The sequence below is a fragment of the Blautia sp. AM47-4 genome (assembly GCF_003479865.1).
Taxonomy (GTDB): Bacteria; Bacillota; Clostridia; order Lachnospirales; family Lachnospiraceae; genus Fusicatenibacter; species Fusicatenibacter saccharivorans.
In genome coordinates this window covers 1-18,363 of the sequence record NZ_QUHY01000032.1, presented here as the reverse complement: position 1 = coordinate 18,363, position 18,363 = coordinate 1, and the positions used below count along the sequence as shown (strand labels likewise).

The following is an 18,363-nucleotide window of genomic DNA, read 5'->3' as shown; positions in this document are numbered from 1 at the left end:
GGGATTTTTTCGAAACTATTTTTTCCGGATTCTATTATTTTGAGCCCCGGCGCAGGTTCTCTATCGAACACTCCGGCAGGCTCCAGAAAGGACACCAAACTTATGCAGGTTCCAATGTCATCCTATCTTGTGGAAATCAAACCACAGATTCAGGAACTGATCCGTCTGCTCGAGCGCGAATTCGATTATGTCAGCGTGCTCTGCACCGATGTCAAAGGTACGACCTACCGCGTCAGCATGCATCAGACCACCGTCGGCGATTATCACTTCTGTGAACGCGGCTTCGTTGTCCGTGCATGGCAGGACGGTTCCTACACCGAATATTCCTTCAACAACCTCACCGATGCCACAGATCTTGCGGAGGAAATTACTTCCGCGCTGAAATCCGAATTTCAGGCATTAAAGGCACTCGGCATCGCGCAGATGGAGTCTCCTCTCGTGCAGGAAGAAGCCATCACCAAAACGATGCAGAATGAAATCGAGATTGACCCGGAGACCGTCTCCGCAGAGGAGATTCTCTCCCACCTTCGGAAGCTCTGCAACGCCGGCGCTGCCCATGAAGGAATTCTGGAATTCCAGAGTACCGTCAGCTTCGCCCGTGTCAACAAGCTGTTCCTCTCCTCCAAAAAGGATCTGATGCAGTCCTACGCTTTCTCGGAGGGCTCCCTTTCCGCAATCGGCACAGAAAACGGAAAACAGAATATGTCGTACCGTTCCTGCTCCGGCCTGAAAGGCGTGGAAATCTTAAATGAGATGGATGCGATTGTTGAGGAAATCATCGCCGTTCTGTACGACAAGCTCCACTCCGATCCGGTCATCCCTGGCATGTACGATGTCATCACCGCACCGGATGTCACCGGCGTGATTGCACACGAAGCATTCGGCCACGGTGTCGAGATGGATATGTTTGTCAAAAACCGCGCACTCGCCAAAGAGTATATCGGCAAGCCTGTTGCCTCCCAGCTCTCCTCCATGCACGACGGAGCAGTCGGCGCACAGCAGGTCAGCAGTTATCTTTTTGATGATGAGGGAACGCCCGGCACCGACACCACGGTCATCGACCACGGTACACTCGTTACCGGCATCAGCGATCTCGTAAGCGCACTCCGCCTTGGCACCACGCCGACCGGAAACGGAAAACGCGAGAGCTTCGAGCGCAAAGTCTACTCCCGTATGACCAACACCTACTTCACCGCAGGCACAGATAAACTCGATGATATGATCGCTTCGATTGAGCACGGCTATCTTCTCGAAAGCGTTCAGTCCGGTATGGAAGACCCGAAACACTGGGGCATCCAGTGCATGGTCGGACTCGGCCGCGAGATCAAAGATGGTAAGCTGACCGGAAAAGTCGTATCTCCTGTCACCCTGACCGGCTACGTTCCGGATCTCTTAAAGAGCATCTCCATGGTTTCCGACAAAGAAGAGCTCTTCGGCTCCGGCATGTGCGGAAAAGGTCACAAAGAATGGGTCAAAGTCAGCGATGGCGGCCCGTATCTGAAATGTAAAGTGAGGTTAGGCTGATGAACGAATTATACGATGTATTAAAAACAAGCAAAGCCAGCGACTTTCTGATCCGCGAAGAGCAGACCGAATCCCGCGAGGCATTTTTCATCGGTCAGAAGCTCGACATGAGCCGCGCGAAAAAAGTAACTCATACGTTTCTGACCGTCTTTGTCGACAGTGAGGATGGAAAATTCCGCGGAAGCGCAGAAAAAGAGATCCACCAGGGCATTTCCCGCGAAGAAATGAAGCAGGAAATTGACCAGGCGCTGTTCGCCGCACAGTTTGTGCAGAACCCATGGTACCCTGTTGCAGAGCCATCGGATGCCCAGGCAAGCGCCGACATGGCTGATGCTTCCCGCGATCTTACCGCTAAACTCGTAAAACTGGTGCAGGCTATGCAGGAAATCAAGGCGGAAGAGGATTCCCGCGTAAACTCCTATGAGATTTTCGTCAACCAGAAGCAGACACACATCCGCAATTCCCGCGGTGTCGATGTCACCTTCTCCGGCTTTGACTGCGAGATCGAGGTTGTCACAAACTCCCGCAAGGATGATCATGAGATTGAGATCTACAAGGATCTCCGCTTCTCCGACAAATCTGCCGAGAAGATCATCGCCGAAGTGCGCGGAATGTTCCACACTGGCCGCCAGCGTCTGAATGCTGTTCCGACCCGCCAGAACGAGCACGCCGATGTTCTCTTAAGCGGAGACGCCGTCGGCAGTTTCTTCCAGTATTTTGCTATGCATACCAATGCTTCTTATCAGTACATGGGCGTCGCAAAGGCAAAAATTGGTGAAGCCATCACCGGTGCGGATGCGGATCCGCTGAATATCCGCCTCGTGCCGACGCTCGACGGCTCTGCCAAAAACGCGCCGTACGACGAAACCGGTATGCCGGTAGCCGAGCGCGTTCTGTTTGAAAACGGCATCTGCCGCTCCTACTGGGGCAGCCTTCAGCATGCCCATTATATCGGCATGAAGGATACTACTTCCATGAATAACATGGTAGTTGAAGGCGGTTCGAAAACACTCGACGAGCTGCGCAGCATGCCGCATATAGAAATCACCGATTTCAGTGCGTTTGATATGGATGCCGTAAGCGGCACCTGCGGCGGTGAGATCCGGCTCGCGTATGAGAGCGACGGAACCACCTCCCATCCGACAACCAGCGGATCACTTTCCGCCCGTTATGACGATGTGCTGAAAAATCTGACTTTCTCGAAAGAGACACAGCAGATAAACAACCGCGTGGTACCGTGTGCGGTACTGCTGCGGGATGTGACGGTGGCGGGAGAATAATTTTTCATTCTGCAGCATACGAAAAAGGAGCATCTCCAGGTTTCAAGTTCGAAACCGGAGATGCTCCTTTTTAATTTTCTGTGTTTATGTTCAGTCTTTTCTTCGTCTTCTGGATTTCTTTTTGCTTCCAAAATCCGGAACAACGACCAGGGTGTTAAGACCCAGATAAGTTTCAACATCTTCTGCCGTTTTGATATTGTCATTCAGCACAGTCTGCAGTGTCAGAATTGCCAAAACAAGAACAAAATTTCTAAACAGTAATGGGGTCTGACCCCAATGTGGTTATTTATAATCGTGTGTTTTCAGTGTTGTCGTAATCAGGTTGTGGACCGGCGTATCGTCTTCCACGGCCAGTATCAATGTCTTATTCATTTAAATTCACCTCACTGAGCGGCAGCGTAAAACGAAAATGACAGCCGTGCGGAGCGCAGTCACGAAGCACCAGTTCCCCGCCATGCGCATTTACAATGGAGCGGCACAGCGCCAGCCCAAGGCCAAGGCTTCTGCGGCTGTCACTCACCTTATTTTTTCCGGAATAGAACATTTCAAATACATGCTCCCTGCACTCCGCCGGAATGCCGGGTCCATTATCCTCCACCGCAATCCATACGTTTTTTTCTTCTTTTCCGGCTGTAATCCGGATCTTGGATCCTGCCTGTGTATATTTTACTGCATTGTTGATCAGGTTTACCAATACCTGTACAATCAGCTTTGCATCCATGCGGGCGAGCAGTACATCTTCCCCGCAGTCCACCGTAATTTTATGTTCGTTTTTCCGCCGTTCTACATGGCGCAGCGCCTCACGGACTACATCCTCAACCACCTGATCGGATAACTGCAGTTTTACACTTCCATCTTCTATTTTCGTAAGCGCAAGCAGATTTTCCACCAGTTCAATCAGCCATCCGGCATCCTCATAAATATCCGAAAAAATCTGTTTCCGCATCCCTTCGTCCAGTGCGTCAAAGTTACTGATCAAAGAGTCTGCATTGCCGAGAATTGATGTCAGTGGTGTGCGCAGATCATGGGAAATCGTCCGCAGCAGATTCACCCGAAGCTGCTCATTTTTCGCCATGACTGCCGCCTCTTCTTTTTCTCTCGCACTTTGTTCCCGATCCAGTGCCATGGCGCACTCTCCCAGAATAGAAAGCAGGATACTGTTCTCAAACGCATCCAGTGGCTTTTGTCCGATGAAAATGCCGATCACACCATATCTGTTCTGTGCCGCATAGATGGAAAGGTACAGATACGGTTCTTCAGAAAAACGTTCTGTCATAGCTCCCGCCCGTTTCCGGTTTTTCAGAACCCACTGCAGGATTTCCTGTTCTTTCACATTAAAAACTTTTTCTGATTTTATTCCTGTTTCGGCGTTATAAAGAGTTCCCTGCACAATGCCGTTTTTCTTTTTTTCTACCGGCGCCACAACCAGATTTCTTCCCAGAAGCTTTATCAGCTGCGTTGCCGTAATATCAAAAATTTCTGACGCATCCTCTGCCTTTTGCAGAAGCTGGCTGGTATTAAAAAGAATCTTGGTTCGAAAGGCATCTCGTGCAGAAAGCTTTGCATTTTCTTTCAATTTTAAAGCAAGCGTACTGGTCAGGATTGAAGTGCCAAGCATGATCGCAAAGGTCACCGGATAGCCGGAACCATACGCATACAACGAAAGCCTTGGCTCTGTCATAAAATAATTAAACAGGATAACACTTGCCACAGAACTGATTACACTACAGGTATAACCGCTGGTCAGAATAGATGTCAGCATGACGCCAAACAAATATACGGTAATGATATTGGCATCGGTAAAACCGAGCCGAAAAAAGATTTCTCCAATTCCGGTCGCAGCAGCCAGAATCAGAACCGTAAGCATCAGTTCTTTCCAGGAAGGCAACTCCATCCACTCCAGAAATTTTTTTCGTTTCTGATATCTCCGGTACACGTCTGAGTCTGGAATGATGTGAATTTCCAGATCAGGCACAAGATCCGTCAGACGCTCGGTCCACACCCTTCGCTGATGGAAATAGCCCTGCTTCATCATGCTCTTTCCAATGACAATCCGCGTCACCTCGGAAATTCTTGCGTATTCTGCAATCTGCAGGGCAATATCCTCACTGTGTGTCGTTACAATTTCTGCCCCGCTCTGCTCTGCCAGACGAACATGCTTCTGCAGCCTTGCCAGATCCTCCGGTGTTTTTTCTGTTTTTTCTGCTGTCTGCACATACAATGCCGTAAAGCCGGCCTGAAACGCCTGTGCCATCTGCGCCGCAGTCCGAATAATTTTTTCATTGGATGGCGAAGAGGACAGACACACCAGGATATGCTCTTTTTTTTGTTTTTCTTTTTCCAACTGTCTCACCCCACCTCCTATTGTAGATCATAAATGAAGAGAAAGCTATAGTCAGGAAATCTTTTTTTCTCCCGTTCCCTGTTCTTGTTTTCTGTTTTCCGTGAAATTTTGTCCCGTTTCCGGTTCCTCTCTTCTGTTTTCCGTGAAAAATGTCTCTATCTGATCCACGAGCACACCTCCAGACAAAAAACCGACCAGGGTAACGAAGAGCAGTCCTACACTTAACACAGAAATCACCTCTCTTTCAGATTCGAAAACATTTCTGGATCGCTTTATATTCACCAAGAACCAATATGGTAGCATCGCCATCCAGAACTGTCTCCGGAGACACCGCAACATCTGTTTTTCCATATTTTCTTGTTGCCAGAATATTAATACCGTATTTTTTCCGGATATCCAGCTGGCCGACATTTTTTCCAATCCAGTTCTCCGGGATTTCAACCTCAAAAATCGCATACTGACTGTCAATTTCAATATAGTCAAACACATGATCCGAGCTGTAACGAATTGCTGTCCATTTTGCCATCTGTTTTTCCGGATAAACAACCTGATCCGCTCCGTTCCGCAACAGGAATTTTTCCTGTACATCCCGTTCTGCCCGGGACACGACCCATTTTGCGCCCAACTCCTTCAAAAGACACGCGGTTTCCAGCGAATCCTGAAAGCTGCTTCCGATCGTCACAATACAGACATCATAATTTCCCACACCAAGGGATCGCAGAAAGTCTGCATTGACACTGTCACCGATCTGTGCATTTGTCACATACGGCATCACGGCGTCGATCCGTTCCTCATTTCGGTCTACCGCCATCACCTGATGTCCAAGCTGATTCAGATGCATGGCAATATGTCTCCCAAATCTTCCTACTCCAATCAGTAAAATATTTTTCATCTCATCTCTTCCTCTCTTCTTATCCTACATTTATTTTTTCCAGCGGCATTTTTGCATGTGCGCTCTTTCTCCCCGGCATCGCAGCATAAACAAGCGTCAGACCTCCAACCCTTCCAAGAAACATCAGTGCGATCAGAATTCCTTTCGAAAGAACACCGAGCTGCGGCGTAATTCCAAGCGTCAGGCCAACCGTTCCAACAGCAGATGCTGTCTCAAACAGACACTCAGAAATCGGCAGATTTTCTGCCACACTGATCACCATTCCTCCCATCAGCACCAGAAAAAGATACATCATCAGAATCGTAGATGCATTTTTTAATACCTCCTGGCCCACCCTGCGTCCAAACATCTGTGTGTCCTCTCTCTGACGGAACGTAGCAGACGCATTAGCTGTCAGCACGGCAAATGTGGTAATTTTCATTCCGCCAGCCGTTGATCCCGGTGCTCCGCCAATCATCATCAGAACAATCATAATCGCCTGGGAAGCACCTGTCATCCCGGAAAGATCTGCCGTATTAAATCCGGCCGTTCTTGTTGTCACGGACTGAAACAATGCGCAGAGCGTCCGCTCCTTGACCGGCATTCCGGCGAAATCCCGGAAGAAAAAGAAGGCCGCCGGAACAAAAATCAGAAACAGACTTGTAAGCAGGATCACCTTGCTTTGCATGCAGTACTGACGAAAATGGTATTTTTTTGTATAGATATCATCCCAGGTCAGAAATCCGATTCCACCTGTTACAATCAGCCCCATAATCGTAAGATTAACCAGTGGATTTCCCACATAAGAAGTCAGGGACGGATACAGATGATCCGTTTTTCCAAGAAGATCAAATCCTGCATTGCAGAATGCGGATACAGAATGAAACAACGCCATCCAGATTCCTTTTCCGCCGTAATCCCGTAAAAAAACAGGCAGAAGAAACAACGCCCCCAACAGTTCAATTCCAAAGGTTCCTTTGAGGATAAAACGCGTCAGGCGCACAATTCCGCCCACCTTCGGGGCAGAAATCGCATCCTGCATCGTGCTTCGCTGCATCAGGGAAATTTTTCTCCCGGAAAGCATCGCAATCGAAACAGCGATCGTAACCACACCAAGACCGCCGATCTGAATGAGCAGCAAAATCACGCTCTGTCCAAAGACGGACCAGTAGCTTCCTGTATCTCTGACTGCCAGTCCTGTCACACAGGCGGCTGATGTTGCAGTAAACAGTGTTTCTGTAAATGGCGTTACATTTCCTTCCCGCGAAGCCACAGGAAGCATCAAAAGCAGTGCTCCTGCCAGAATTACCCCCGCAAATCCAAGAATGATAATTTCAAACGACGACCATTGTTTCCTGTATCGCAGTTTTATACTCCACATTTCTCTTTTTACTCCTTCTTTTTGATTCCTCCTTATTTTAGAGACTTCCGCTTTAAAAACGTATAAATACCTTTTCCATGGCATTAAGATTGTATAAAGATTTTTCGAATTTCAAGCCCAAAAACAGGAACCGCCCAAAAGTTTCCCACAACAGTAATGAGGTCTGACCCCAATGTGGTTCAGCACTACCTGGAAATATATCCAGAACCCTTCACAATCTCCTTCGACCCGACTCATACGTCATTCCGCCACCTCCATTTCCCCACGAAAAAAGCACCAGCCAACCAGGTGACCGATGCTTTCGTAAATATAATCATCCCCGTCCAAAACAATCTTTCCAGTCAGGTTCCACACCCCGGACCACGGAGGACCATCATCCCCCGGAACACAGAAGGACAGCCTTCCATCTTCCAGAATAACAGGAGCCACCGCAATATTTTTCATCCGGTTATTAAACCGCTAATTGAAAGGGACTTATACCACAGAACAATTACTTCACACTTTAAAAGACATAACATTTGCGGATATAGAAGAACAGGGTTTCATGCCGGTATATGAACGTCAGGAAATCACTGACGATCTCCATGAAACCTGCGGATTCAGAACGGACTATCCATTCATAACAAAACGGAAAATAAAACGTTCCTTTTTCCTTTGTCTGCTACCTCGTCTTGTAAATGTATTTGAAAAAAATCCTGTTATGAAAAGGGAGTGCGAAAAAACGTAACTTTGCTTTTTCGCACTCCCTTCCTATAATGTCAAGCCCTAAATCACTTCCGCGAGCCCCACTTTGCGGTATCGCTTGCTTCCTTTGGCTGCCGCAGCTCTCGTCTTACTTCGCGCTGTCTGCATCTATCACAGACTGGATCTGTTTCATCAGCGTATCATAATTCTCCTGATTGTCGATTCCGCCAAGCATCGGTTCTCCCACAATATTTCCATTTCGATCGACTAAGATTGTGGTCGGAAATGCCATAATATCGGAAGCATACTTTCCTGCAGCGGAAGCAGAGTCAATGGAAAGATTGCGGTATTTCGCACCCTGGCTTTCAAGAACCGCTGCTGCTTCTTTGATCGCATCCTGATTTCCGTCGAAGGTTTCTGTGTTGATGCCTACAACCTCGCCTCCCATGGATTTGATTGCATCGTTTAATTCGTTCAGCTTGGATAACTCAGCAACACAAGGCTTGCAGCCAGTAAACCAGAAATTCACGACCGTTACCGCATTTTTGGAAAACAGACTTTCGTCAACGGTGTTGCCATCATAATCCTGGCCCGAGAAATCCCGGAACGGAGATGCCTCTTCGGAATCGTTTTTCGCGTCGCTATCTTCCGATGCTGTATTGCCGTTTTCTATTTCCGCCATCTGTTCCTCGATTGTTCGTATCGTTTGAATATCATCCGTCAGTGTTTTCAGCTCGTCCTCTGAAAAAGAATCCTTGTTGGCTTCAACCGTGTCTGCCAGATAATCCGCATAATTTCCGCTTGGATCCGCCGTGCTTTTATTCATCATGCCAAACACCTTGTTCCATACATCCGCATGATCTGCAAAAATCTGGTTCTCCTGCTGATATAAATCGTCCAGCTTTGTGCCGGAAGCCCCTGCCGTTTCGGTTCCGGATTCCGCAACAGATCCCGTAACAGCTTCTGTGCCGGATTCCGTCTGGGTTGTCTGCGTTTTCTTTGTGTCTGCAGCCTCTTTTCCGTTGCATGCGGTAAGTAATAATGCTACGCTGAGTGTAAAAACAGGGATAAAAGTTCTTTTGGTTTTCATAAATTATGGCTCCTTTTAAGATAGTATAATGTAAAAAACAAGAATTCAATATCATCCTTCGATGCTTCGTGATCTGCTGCTGATCAATGGTTTCTGATCTCTGACTGTTGATCTCCGGTGTCCTTTTTCTGACACGTTTTTCCCATAAACTGATAGTGGATCGCATCCTTCGGGCAGGCCTTGATGCAGGCTCCGCATCGGATGCATTCCGGATGATTTGGGGTCCGGCACACGTCGATATCCATTTTACATGCCCTGGAACACTGATTGCATCCGACACATTTGCTGTTTTCAATCGTGATATGTAAAAAGCTTACCTTATTAAATAAGGAATAGATTGCCCCAAGAGGACAGATCCATTTGCAGAAGGGTCTGTAAAACAAGATGCTGAGCACGACAACCGTAATCAGAATACAGAATTTAAACGAAAACAGCTTGCCCAGTGCAGACCGGATTGCGGCATTTCCGATGGAAAGCGGGATCGCCCCCTCCAGAACGCCCTGCGGACAAATATATTTGCAGAAGAACGGATCTCCCATCCCGATCGAATTCGTTGCAAACATCGGCAGAAGAATCACAAAAACAACAAGGATGATATATTTCAGATACCGCAGCGGCTTCAGTCTGGCCGTGGAGAATTTCTTTCCAGGGATTTTGTGAAGCAAATCCTGAAACCATCCAAACGGACACAAAAAACCACAGATGAATCTTCCCAGTGTCACGCCGAGTAAAATCAGGAACCCGGTTATGTAGTAGGAAAACTTAAATTTGGATGATCCGACAACCGCCTGAAAGGCTCCGATGGGGCACGCTCCCGTCGCAGCAGGACAGGAATAACAGTTTAGGCCCGGTACGCATACCGTTTTCGCCTTGCCCTGATATATTTTGCCCTGAAAAAAATTGGGGATATGAGGATTGGTAAGCAGTGTGGCCGCTGCCTGGATCCACCCGCGTATTCCGGCTATTTTCTTTGATCGTAACTTCTTTTTCTTATCCAATTCCGACACACTCCAGACATAATTTAATTGCTTTCCCAAGCACAGCAGCCGCTTCCCCTCTGACGGCGCCATAGCCCATCATCGCTATGCCTGTGATAACTAGAACAATTTGAGATATTTTTCCGCATTTCAAAATGTGGTTGCTCCTTTGATTTTATTGATTGACCAGCTGACTCTGATATTATACAATAGCTGTTGTAAAATCATTGTTAAGAAATGGGCAGGTGAAAAAAATTTTGAGATTATTAATCGTGGAAGATGAGAAACAAATGTGTGACACAGTTGCCAGAAGTCTGTACTCCGCCGGGTACGAGGTAGATACCTGCTATGATGGGGCGGAGGCTCTGGAATGCATCCTGGCAGAAAATTATGATCTGATTGTCCTGGATCTCAATCTGCCCGGCATGGACGGAATGGATCTTCTAAAAGAGCTCCGGAAGGAAAACGAAGAAACGAAGGTGCTGATCTTATCTGCAAGAGGACAGATTGCAGACAAAGTAGAAGGACTCGATGCCGGGGCAAATGATTATATGGAAAAGCCGTTCCATCTGCAGGAGCTGGAAGCGCGGATCCGCAGTCTGACGAGAAGAAAATTTGTACAAAAGGATGTCTGTCTGGAAAGTGGCGGGATCAAATTCGATACCATCAAACGAGAGGCCTATGCCAACGGAACCCTGGTTCCCCTGACAAGAAAAGAAAACGGCATTTTGGAATATCTGCTTCTTCACCTTGGCAGACCGGTAAGTCAGGAAGAATTGATCGAGCATGTCTGGGATGCCTCCGTGGACAGCTTCAGCGGATCCATCCGCGTACATATGTCTTCGCTTCGGCGAAAGCTCAGGGCGGTACTTGGATACGATCCGATTTTGAATAAAGTAGGCGAAGGATATCAAATACGAGAGGAGTCCGACCGATGAAAAAAATATCACTGCAGTGGAGACTTACCTGTATCATTACCCTATATATTGCGGTCATCTGTGGATGTCTGACCCTGCTTGTCTATAAAAACGGAATTTATTATATCGATTCCCTGCAGGAGACCGTAGATGCCAGGGGCGATGATGCCGAAGATCAGGACGGGGACGGTGCCACAGACGGTTCCGATCAAATCTATATCAGCATTCCGGAGGACAAGTGGGATGAATTTGCCAGAGATTTCTCTGTTCAGGTGTACAACAATAAAGCAGACTACAAAAGAAACAGTCTGATCCTTTCCGCTTTATTGGCCCTTCTTGGCGGTGTCGCTACCTATTTTATCAGTGGCCATGCGCTCAGACCCATTCGTGAGTTCTCCGAAAAAATTGAGGAGGTGCAGGCACAGAATCTGGCCGATTCGCGCATTGAAGAAAACAAAGTAAAAGAGCTGAACCAGCTTCGTATTTCGTATAACAAGATGCTGGAACGTCTCGCAGATGCTTTTGAAATCCAGAGACAGTTTACGGCAAATGCAGCACACGAGCTTCGAACCCCATTGTCTGTCATGCAGGTACAGCTCGATTTATACCATTCCACCCCGCATCCGGGCAATGACGCCGACACCTTACAAACACTGAAAATGGTGACGGAGCAAAACGGCCGACTCAGCAAAATGGTCAAGACACTGCTCGATATGAGTGAGCTTCAAACAGTAAGCAGGGATGAAACCATTGCCGTTGATGCCCTCGTCGATGAAGTACTGGTGGATCTGGAACCGCTTGCTCAGGAAAAAAAGATAAAACTGATCGGGAACTGTAAAGATACCACTATGGTCGGAAGTGACATTTTGATTTACCGGATGGTATACAATCTTGTTGAGAATGCAATCAAATACAACCATTTCGGCGGACAGGTTACCGTAACCGCATACCGGAAGGGAAAAAACATCTGCCTGTCCGTAGAAGATACCGGAAGCGGAATCCCGGCTGAATTAAAAGAACGCATATTTGAACCATTCTTCCGCGTAGATAAATCCAGAAGCCGCCAGCTTGGCGGAGTAGGCCTTGGGCTGGCCCTGGTTCATGAAATCGTGCGCGTACATGACGGCAGAATAACCGTTCAGTCCAGCCCGTCCGGTGGAACGATCTTTGAGGTAGTCTTTACACAGTGACATCATCCCAAAAGCCAGTCGATGATATAATCTGTTCTGCAATGTCTGAAGTGCCGATTCCAGCGTATCTTCGTCCATTGCGTATTTTCCGTCCTGCATTCGGACAAGCGCGCCATATCTTTGTTTTTCATTATCCGTTAGTTTCGGAGCATACTCATATTTAAGGTCTTACCAAAACGGCGGGGCCTTGTAAAAAGATTTACCTTTCCCCAGCTGTCAAGAAGCTGTTCAATCAGTCTTGTCTTATCAATATAGTAAAAACCTTGTTGGCGAATTTCCTTAAAATCTTCGATACCAACCGGAAGTTTTAACGTCGCTGCCATTCTTCCACGCCCTTTCCGAAGCTACATTAACAGGCAAAGGATATTATATCCCAGTGCATTTTGATTTTACCATTTGGGAACTCAAATGGCAAGTTGATCCTATCTTCTGCTTTGCCTCGTTTACGGCACATCAATCAGTCCGAAGCGGTAGAACATTCCGTATATGTAGGTCACGCCCCGGATGTCGCCCAAAGCCTTTGGTCCACGCAACTCTAGGGGTCTGACCCTATGAAAATCTGAGTAGACGGGAACTATCGTACTGCTGGAAAACCCTGGTAAAAAGCGAGTAAAACGGCAGCCGTCTCCTTTTCGAGACCCCTGCCGTTTTACTCGCTTTTTCTATTCATTTTCATAGGGCATACCCCCATGTGTCTCGTTTGCTAAGGTCATGGGAATATTAGGAAAATCTTTTAATCTTATCTTTGTATCAGAATTATAGTGATCTTCTTTTGGATTGACCGCCTTGGAACCGGTCCCCGATGTACTATAAGTTACAATATGCTTAACAATAGAATCCTATCTCATCCGTCACAAATGCCTCTTTCCATTTTGCACAAATAAAGAAAAACTGTGCTGATATAAATTCCATCAATTCATTCAGCTCTTTCTTGGAAATTTTACTTCCATTACTTGCCAAAATGCATCCACCTGACTTTGTAAGCCATATTTTAGTCGCATTTGGAGTAGGCTTACCTTTTGATATATGAACATGAATTGGTTCTCCATTTTCATTAGACCAAAAATATACCGTATATCCACATACCATAAACAATTTAGGCAATTTGAATCCCCCCATTCTCCGCATACCGGTATAGCAAATGAGCATTACTATGCAGGAGTTCTTCAAACATTGCTATTTCTTCATCCGAATATCCTTGGCGTTCTGTCCATTTGTAATCAGGCAATTCACACCTTGCCGAATCAAATCCATCTTCTGTTGGTCGTTCAAAGTTTACAATAACTTTTTTCATTCCATCTTTTTCAACAATTTGTGAATGAACAATCTCCGTTTCATCTGCCAGTGTCATATATGGATACATCATACAACGTCACCCCGTTTCTTATTTTTAAACTCATTATAGCATCATACCCTGTCGTTGTCATGTGATTAAAAGCTAAATTCTTTCACTGAAAATTTCAAAAGTAAATTCCACCGTCCGCTTCACGGAAGGCGACGTTGCGATATGCTCCGCCACGCGTTTTTTTGGCATATTTCAACTCACGCCTTCACGGAAGGCGACGGACAGTAATGTTCGAAAAGCCGAAATCGACCTATTTCAACTCACGCCTTCACGGAAGGCGACGCGAACGGGATCGGATATAATTTCAAGAATTTTGTTATTTCAACTCACGCCTTCACGGAAGGCGACAGCAAGGGAGCGAGCGCGGCCAGACCGCCAAAGAGATTTCAACTCACGCCTTCACGGAAAGCGACTGCAAATTCAAATAATTTTTGCTGCTAAACACTTCTTATTTTTATTAATTTTTTCCAAATTTCTCATTCTAGCTTTTCTTTTTCACCTAGCTTCTCTTCGCTTTTCTCTTCATCCTTTCATTTTTCCGGTGCGAATCTCCCTGTATTTTTCTGTTTATTTACCTTTCGCACTCGAAACATGTACACTCTGTCATAATATTTAATTTGCTTCATTATATCTCTCCACTAATTTTCTATCAACTGAAAATATGTTTTAATTTAATCTCTTTGCTTTTTAAAATTAACCTACTAAAGTTTTTTGTTATTTAATTACTGGCATCGTAAGATGCCAGTAATTAAATTTATAAAATTCTAATAATATCCGAACTTTATCTGATAATTGTAAGTAGGTAATCATCCGTATATTGACATTTTATAAAAGCCATCTGATACTGTTTCTGGCTGTCTGCCAAATTCTATATCAGATGGCTTAGTATTATTTTTTTAGTTTAGTACGGCAGTATTCCGGAAGATCTTCTGACCATGGAAGCAGTTTCTTTAACTCTTCCTCTTTAGGAAAAGCTCCCATTTTTCTGAGTTCATCCAATATATAAATCAGATATGCGTATGGTTTCAGATGGTTCAGAAGTGTCGTTTCTGTAATGCTGTAAACAAGGGCACTGGCACCAGCTCCCCATACACTTTTGGCAAACAGCCAGTTGCGGCGTCCCACTGCAAAGTTTTTCAATGCACGTTCTGCACTGTTGTTGTCTATACTGAGATGGCCATCTTCCAGATAGCGTTTCAGATATGCTTCCTGATTAAGCGTATACAAAATGGCATCACCAATAAGGGAGGACCTGTCTACAGAATCTTCCATCGTATGCAGCCATTCAAACAGGGCATCCATAACCGGACGGGACTGTTTCTGGCGCTCCTCATATTTTTCTTCCGGTGTTTTATTGTGGATCATTTCCTCGATCTTATAGAGGATCCCGATCCTTGACATCGCCTGATATGCAACGGTCTCTTTCAGCTGTTCTTTTGTAAAGTCTTTTTTTAATGCTGTGAGGGCTGCATCAAAACGTCGTCTTGCATGGGTAAGGCACCCGCTTACTATGATACCTTCTCCTAAACTGTGATAAGCCTGATATCCATCACAGGTCAGATACCCATGAAACCTGTCCCCTAAAAAGTTTACAGGATGATATCCCGCACGGGTCCTTTCATAATCGAAGAGTACCATCTGCGGGGAACCACTGAATTCATCTGTGAGATATACCCACACCCAGTTCTGGGTCGTCCCTTTCTGATCCGGTTCTCCGAGTACCTGGATCCGGCTTTCGTCACAATGGATATATCTGCTTTCCAGAAGTTCCTCTTTCATCAGCTGATACAGCGGTTTCAGGTGTCTGTCTGCACAGTTTATGATCCAGTTCGCCATAGTCTTTGTGGAGAGATCGAGATCATATCTGGCAAACTCTCTTTCCTGACGTGCCAGAGGCATCCCGTTTACATATTTAGCGTTCATGATACCTGCTACGAGGGAAGGTGTAGCAATGCTCCCACGGATCAGGGAAGGTTCTTTTTCCGGACGTTTCATGGATCCGCATTCCGGACAGCTGTATACATAAGTGATCTCTTCTTCAACCTCAAACTTTGCAGGTATAAAACGCAGGCGTTTTACGGTCTCCTTTGTTACTACGCTGTATTTTTTTCCGCATTCCGGACAGTAACGGGCTTCCCCTTCCAGTTTATAGGTCCTGGTCGCAACGGTCTCAAAATTGGAAAGATCTTCTTCCTTCTTTCCTTTTCTTTTTTTACATTTATAAGAGGATGGCCGGATCTCTTCAAAAAGTTCCTCTGTTTCCGCATCCGCATTGGCTTCCGCCTCATTGAACAGGTTCATCTGTTCATAGCCTTCGGCATACTTTTCACTGGATGCCCCAAACTGTTTTCTCTGCGCAAGGGTAAGACGGTCAGAGAGCATGGCATTTAAGAATTCGAGTTCTTTCTGTTTATCCTTCAGCAGCTGGATCTCTGTATCCTTCTTCTTTGTCTGTTCCTGTACGATCTTCATCAATGAGATCAGATCTTCACGGCTCATGTTATTCAGCTGTTTATCTGTAAAGATCGGTTCCATGTCCTGTCCTCCCTGCTTTAGCGTTATAAAAAGTATATCATGGTTCCAACTGTTTTCCTATAAAAAACTGCGTTTCCAGATATAGGAAATACGCTGGGAAATGCCCTGTTTTTCATGATTTTTACGGGATTGACAGCTCCGCTGTCTTATGCTTACAGGATGATCTTTGGATGGTGTTCCTCAAATGCACCCCTGGGATTTAAAGAGAGCCCGTCACACAGCCAGTGGATCTCTTTCAGAGTCACCTGATGGAGTTCATCTGGAGTATCCGGCCATTGAAAAGCATTACGGTCGAGCCGTTTCATCAGGCTCCAGAATCCGGATCCGTCCCATTGAAGGATCTTTATAGAAGTACGCCGACGGTTGCAGAACGCAAACATGCAGCGTGAGTATGGGTCGAGGTGAAATTTTAATTTGATGATGGCGGCCAGACCATTGTAACTTTTTCTCAGATCAGTGACTTCGCAGGAAAGATATACCGTTGTTCCTCCTGCCAGGTCAAGCATGGCGCTGCAGGAATCCCAGTATAGATTCCATCAGTTCCGGTCTGCAGGAATCAGATATTTCAATACGGATACTGTCTGAAATAAAAATACGCACCGATGAAGATTCCTCAGAGAGCAGCTTTCTGGCAGCTTCCTGTTCAGATGGAAGTCTGACAAAGACCATATCCTGTTCAGATTCGGATGCCGGCTCTTCTTTTGCAAATCTGCGGATCCAATATCCCATCGTAGATAAATGGATACCGTTTTCTGTACACCATTGTTTACATGTTTGTCCACTGGTCTGGTATTGTTGGATACGGTCAGACCAGAGTTTTGCTTTTTCTTCTTTATTCATAGTGATATAGAATACCTCCTGAGTTTTAAGGAGATTGTAGCAGAATAAAAAACAAAAAAACAGATACGGATGATTACCTACTTACGAGCAGACAGGCTAAAAATGGGTAATCGAGTAGGAGAAAATTCCTCTTGATGAGGAATTTTCGACCTCTCACACCACCGTGCGTACCGTTCGGTACACGGCGGTTCAATCAACTTAACATGTAACACACCTTTCAGTGTAATAATCTAACATTGAGATTAGTCCAAATGAGGCTAATCTCTTGTTTGTTATTGCTATATTTACAGCACCACAGCTACATACATGAGCATAGGCTCTTGAACAATAACCAACTTTGTATGCTGTAATCCTGTCAATTCCAAGCTTCATCAAATTCTTTGCACGATTCTGCGGAGTTTTCCAGTGTTTCCATATGCACATACGAAGTCTATACCGAATATTTGCATCTAATTTCGCACATAAGATTTTCATACTACCTATCTTGAAGTAGTTTATCCAACCTCGGATAAGCTGATTGAGCTTTTCTACCTTATAGCTGTTGCTGACGCCCCAACTACGACAGGTGAGTCCTTTCATTCTTTTCTTAAACTTCGCTACTGATTTTGCATGCGGTTTTGCCTTAAACTGATGTGCTCTTGAATCAAAGTAGAATCCAAACCCAAGGTATTTAAGTCCACTTGGTCTATCTACTTTGCTCTTAGTCATGTTGACTTTGAGCCCTAGTTTCTCTTCGATGAATCGTGAGATATTTCTCATAACTCTGTTTGCAGACATTTCACTTCCAACCATGATAATACAGTCATCCGCATATCGTACAAAATTAAGCCCTCTCTTTTCCATTTCCTTATCCAGTTCGTTCAACATGATGTTTGCCAGTAGCGGCGAAAGGTTTCCTCCTTGCGGTGTTCCCACAATAGAGTCCTCATACTCATCATCTATCATGATTCCGCTAACTAGGTATTTCCTAACAATAGAGATGACATCTCCATCTTTAATCGTTCTACCAATAATAGTCATCAACTTATCATGATTTACTGTGTCAAAGAACTTTTCCAAGTCAATGTCTACAATCCAGTCATTACCATCATTCATCATATCAAGTGCTGTTAGGATTGCTTGCTGTGCACATCTATTCGGTCTGAATCCGTAGCTATGGTCATGGAACTGTTCCTCATAGATTGGTGTTAAGACCTGTGCAATGGCTTGTTGTATCAATCTGTCTGTTACTGTTGGTACTCCCAGGTTTCTGACACCACCGTCTGGCTTTGGTATTTCCACTCTTCGTACTGGTTGAGGTTTATATTTTCTTGTCCTCAACTGTTCCTTGATAATTTCGCCGTCCTTTACAAGATGTTCTTTAAGTTCTGTGTACTTCATTCCGT

Annotated in this window: 18 protein-coding genes and 3 pseudogenes; 5 read left to right on the top strand and 16 right to left on the bottom strand. The window is 45.6% G+C overall.

Annotated features, from left to right (window positions below):
• Positions 1 to 102: 102 nt before the first annotated feature.
• On the top strand, positions 103 to 1,524 hold the full coding sequence (locus DW965_RS16000) for a TldD/PmbA family protein (RefSeq protein WP_117804783.1): 1,422 nt from the start codon (positions 103 to 105) through the stop codon (positions 1,522 to 1,524).
• Complete coding sequence (locus DW965_RS15995) at positions 1,524 to 2,804, top strand: metallopeptidase TldD-related protein (protein ID WP_117804784.1); 1,281 nt, start codon at positions 1,524 to 1,526, stop codon at positions 2,802 to 2,804. The genes DW965_RS16000 and DW965_RS15995 overlap by 1 nt, the downstream gene beginning before the upstream one ends.
• 90 nt (positions 2,805 to 2,894) lie before the next feature.
• Here DW965_RS15995 and DW965_RS19200 read toward each other — a convergent pair whose 3' ends face one another.
• From DW965_RS19200 to DW965_RS15970, 6 genes and pseudogenes are all read right to left on the bottom strand, one after another.
• Positions 2,895 to 3,038, bottom strand: coding sequence for a hypothetical protein (locus DW965_RS19200; protein WP_158579545.1), 144 nt, complete (start codon positions 3,036 to 3,038; stop codon positions 2,895 to 2,897).
• Between the two features lie 51 nt (positions 3,039 to 3,089).
• A pseudogene (locus tag DW965_RS22285) lies at positions 3,090 to 3,176 on the bottom strand (DNA-binding response regulator); the annotation flags it as partial.
• Positions 3,169 to 5,157 carry a DUF4118 domain-containing protein gene (locus tag DW965_RS15985; protein ID WP_118639959.1) on the bottom strand — a complete coding sequence of 663 codons (1,989 nt, stop codon included), beginning with the start codon at positions 5,155 to 5,157 and terminating at the stop codon, positions 3,169 to 3,171. The gene DW965_RS15985 and the pseudogene DW965_RS22285, both read right to left, overlap by 8 nt.
• A 235-nt stretch (positions 5,158 to 5,392) precedes the next feature.
• Positions 5,393 to 6,040, bottom strand: coding sequence for a potassium channel family protein (locus tag DW965_RS15980; protein ID WP_022462603.1), 648 nt, complete (start codon positions 6,038 to 6,040; stop codon positions 5,393 to 5,395).
• 19 nt (positions 6,041 to 6,059) lie between these two features.
• On the bottom strand, positions 6,060 to 7,400 hold the full coding sequence (locus tag DW965_RS15975; RefSeq protein WP_117804786.1) for a TrkH family potassium uptake protein: 1,341 nt from the start codon (positions 7,398 to 7,400) through the stop codon (positions 6,060 to 6,062).
• 240 nt (positions 7,401 to 7,640) lie between these two features.
• Complete coding sequence (locus DW965_RS15970; RefSeq protein WP_118600833.1) at positions 7,641 to 7,844, bottom strand: hypothetical protein; 204 nt, start codon at positions 7,842 to 7,844, stop codon at positions 7,641 to 7,643.
• Here DW965_RS15970 and DW965_RS22680 point away from each other — a divergent pair.
• Positions 7,840 to 8,127: pseudogene (locus DW965_RS22680) on the top strand (hypothetical protein); the annotation flags it as partial. The gene DW965_RS15970 and the pseudogene DW965_RS22680 sit on opposite strands and share 5 nt — an antisense overlap.
• A 105-nt stretch (positions 8,128 to 8,232) precedes the next feature.
• Here DW965_RS22680 and DW965_RS15960 read toward each other — a convergent pair.
• From DW965_RS15960 to DW965_RS22280, 3 genes are all read right to left on the bottom strand, one after another.
• Entirely contained in the window at positions 8,233 to 9,174 is a 942-nt protein-coding gene (locus DW965_RS15960) for a TlpA disulfide reductase family protein (RefSeq protein WP_118600837.1), read from the bottom strand.
• Between the two features lie 83 nt (positions 9,175 to 9,257).
• Complete coding sequence (locus DW965_RS15955; RefSeq protein WP_117760975.1) at positions 9,258 to 10,172, bottom strand: 4Fe-4S binding protein; 915 nt, start codon at positions 10,170 to 10,172, stop codon at positions 9,258 to 9,260.
• Complete coding sequence (locus tag DW965_RS22280) at positions 10,165 to 10,308, bottom strand: CD1871A family CXXC motif-containing protein (protein ID WP_117760973.1); 144 nt, start codon at positions 10,306 to 10,308, stop codon at positions 10,165 to 10,167. Before DW965_RS22280 ends, DW965_RS15955 begins: the two co-directional genes overlap by 8 nt.
• 133 nt (positions 10,309 to 10,441) lie before the next feature.
• On the opposite strand from DW965_RS22280, the gene DW965_RS15945 reads away from it, so the two are divergent.
• Together DW965_RS15945 and DW965_RS15940 are read left to right on the top strand one after the other, a co-directional pair.
• Entirely contained in the window at positions 10,442 to 11,089 is a 648-nt protein-coding gene (locus DW965_RS15945) for a response regulator transcription factor (RefSeq protein ID WP_243004565.1), read from the top strand.
• The gene (locus DW965_RS15940; protein WP_119198605.1) at positions 11,086 to 12,258 is read left to right on the top strand and encodes a sensor histidine kinase; all 1,173 of its coding nucleotides are present in this window, start codon (positions 11,086 to 11,088) and stop codon (positions 12,256 to 12,258) included. Before DW965_RS15945 ends, DW965_RS15940 begins: the two co-directional genes overlap by 4 nt.
• A 140-nt stretch (positions 12,259 to 12,398) precedes the next feature.
• Here the strand turns inward: DW965_RS15940 and DW965_RS15935 are convergent.
• The 7 genes and pseudogenes from DW965_RS15935 to ltrA form a co-directional block, all read right to left on the bottom strand.
• Positions 12,399 to 12,581 (bottom strand): annotated as a pseudogene (locus DW965_RS15935) (AAA family ATPase); the annotation flags it as partial.
• 502 nt (positions 12,582 to 13,083) lie between these two features.
• Entirely contained in the window at positions 13,084 to 13,362 is a 279-nt protein-coding gene (locus DW965_RS15930; protein WP_055227426.1) for a DUF4160 domain-containing protein, read from the bottom strand.
• The gene (locus tag DW965_RS15925) at positions 13,355 to 13,624 is read right to left on the bottom strand and encodes a hypothetical protein (protein ID WP_055227428.1); all 270 of its coding nucleotides are present in this window, start codon (positions 13,622 to 13,624) and stop codon (positions 13,355 to 13,357) included. The genes DW965_RS15930 and DW965_RS15925 overlap by 8 nt, the downstream gene beginning before the upstream one ends.
• A gap of 867 nt (positions 13,625 to 14,491) precedes the next feature.
• Positions 14,492 to 16,138 (bottom strand): IS66 family transposase, encoded by a 1,647-nt coding sequence (tnpC, locus tag DW965_RS15920; protein ID WP_119198604.1) that lies wholly within the window; start codon positions 16,136 to 16,138, stop codon positions 14,492 to 14,494.
• 152 nt (positions 16,139 to 16,290) lie between these two features.
• Positions 16,291 to 16,644, bottom strand: coding sequence for an IS66 family insertion sequence element accessory protein TnpB (gene tnpB / locus DW965_RS15915; RefSeq protein WP_119198603.1), 354 nt, complete (start codon positions 16,642 to 16,644; stop codon positions 16,291 to 16,293).
• Positions 16,637 to 16,978, bottom strand: coding sequence for an IS66 family insertion sequence element accessory protein TnpA (gene tnpA, locus DW965_RS19415; protein WP_199669430.1), 342 nt, complete (start codon positions 16,976 to 16,978; stop codon positions 16,637 to 16,639). The genes tnpB and tnpA overlap by 8 nt, the downstream gene beginning before the upstream one ends.
• Positions 16,979 to 17,176: 198 nt before the next feature.
• The coding region (gene ltrA / locus DW965_RS15905; protein WP_119198602.1) for a group II intron reverse transcriptase/maturase at positions 17,177 to 18,363 on the bottom strand (1,187 nt) is incomplete at its 5' end.

Excerpts from the sequence above, each read along its gene's own strand:
- DW965_RS16000 (WP_117804783.1), top strand. The coding sequence starts at position 103 with ATGCAGGTTCCAATGTCATCCTATCTTGTGGAAATCAAACCACAGATT.
- DW965_RS15995 (WP_117804784.1), top strand. The coding sequence starts at position 1,524 with ATGAACGAATTATACGATGTATTAAAAACAAGCAAAGCCAGCGACTTT.
- DW965_RS15980 (WP_022462603.1), bottom strand. The coding sequence starts at position 6,040 with ATGAAAAATATTTTACTGATTGGAGTAGGAAGATTTGGGAGACATATT.
- DW965_RS15975 (WP_117804786.1), bottom strand. The coding sequence starts at position 7,400 with ATGTGGAGTATAAAACTGCGATACAGGAAACAATGGTCGTCGTTTGAA.
- DW965_RS15970 (WP_118600833.1), bottom strand. The coding sequence starts at position 7,844 with ATGAAAAATATTGCGGTGGCTCCTGTTATTCTGGAAGATGGAAGGCTG.
- DW965_RS15960 (WP_118600837.1), bottom strand. The coding sequence starts at position 9,174 with ATGAAAACCAAAAGAACTTTTATCCCTGTTTTTACACTCAGCGTAGCA.
- DW965_RS15945 (WP_243004565.1), top strand. The coding sequence starts at position 10,442 with ATGTGTGACACAGTTGCCAGAAGTCTGTACTCCGCCGGGTACGAGGTA.
- DW965_RS15940 (WP_119198605.1), top strand. The coding sequence starts at position 11,086 with ATGAAAAAAATATCACTGCAGTGGAGACTTACCTGTATCATTACCCTA.
- DW965_RS15925 (WP_055227428.1), bottom strand. The coding sequence starts at position 13,624 with ATGATGTATCCATATATGACACTGGCAGATGAAACGGAGATTGTTCAT.
- tnpC (WP_119198604.1), bottom strand. The coding sequence starts at position 16,138 with ATGGAACCGATCTTTACAGATAAACAGCTGAATAACATGAGCCGTGAA.
- tnpB (WP_119198603.1), bottom strand. The coding sequence starts at position 16,644 with ATGCTTGACCTGGCAGGAGGAACAACGGTATATCTTTCCTGCGAAGTC.
- tnpA (WP_199669430.1), bottom strand. The coding sequence starts at position 16,978 with ATGAATAAAGAAGAAAAAGCAAAACTCTGGTCTGACCGTATCCAACAA.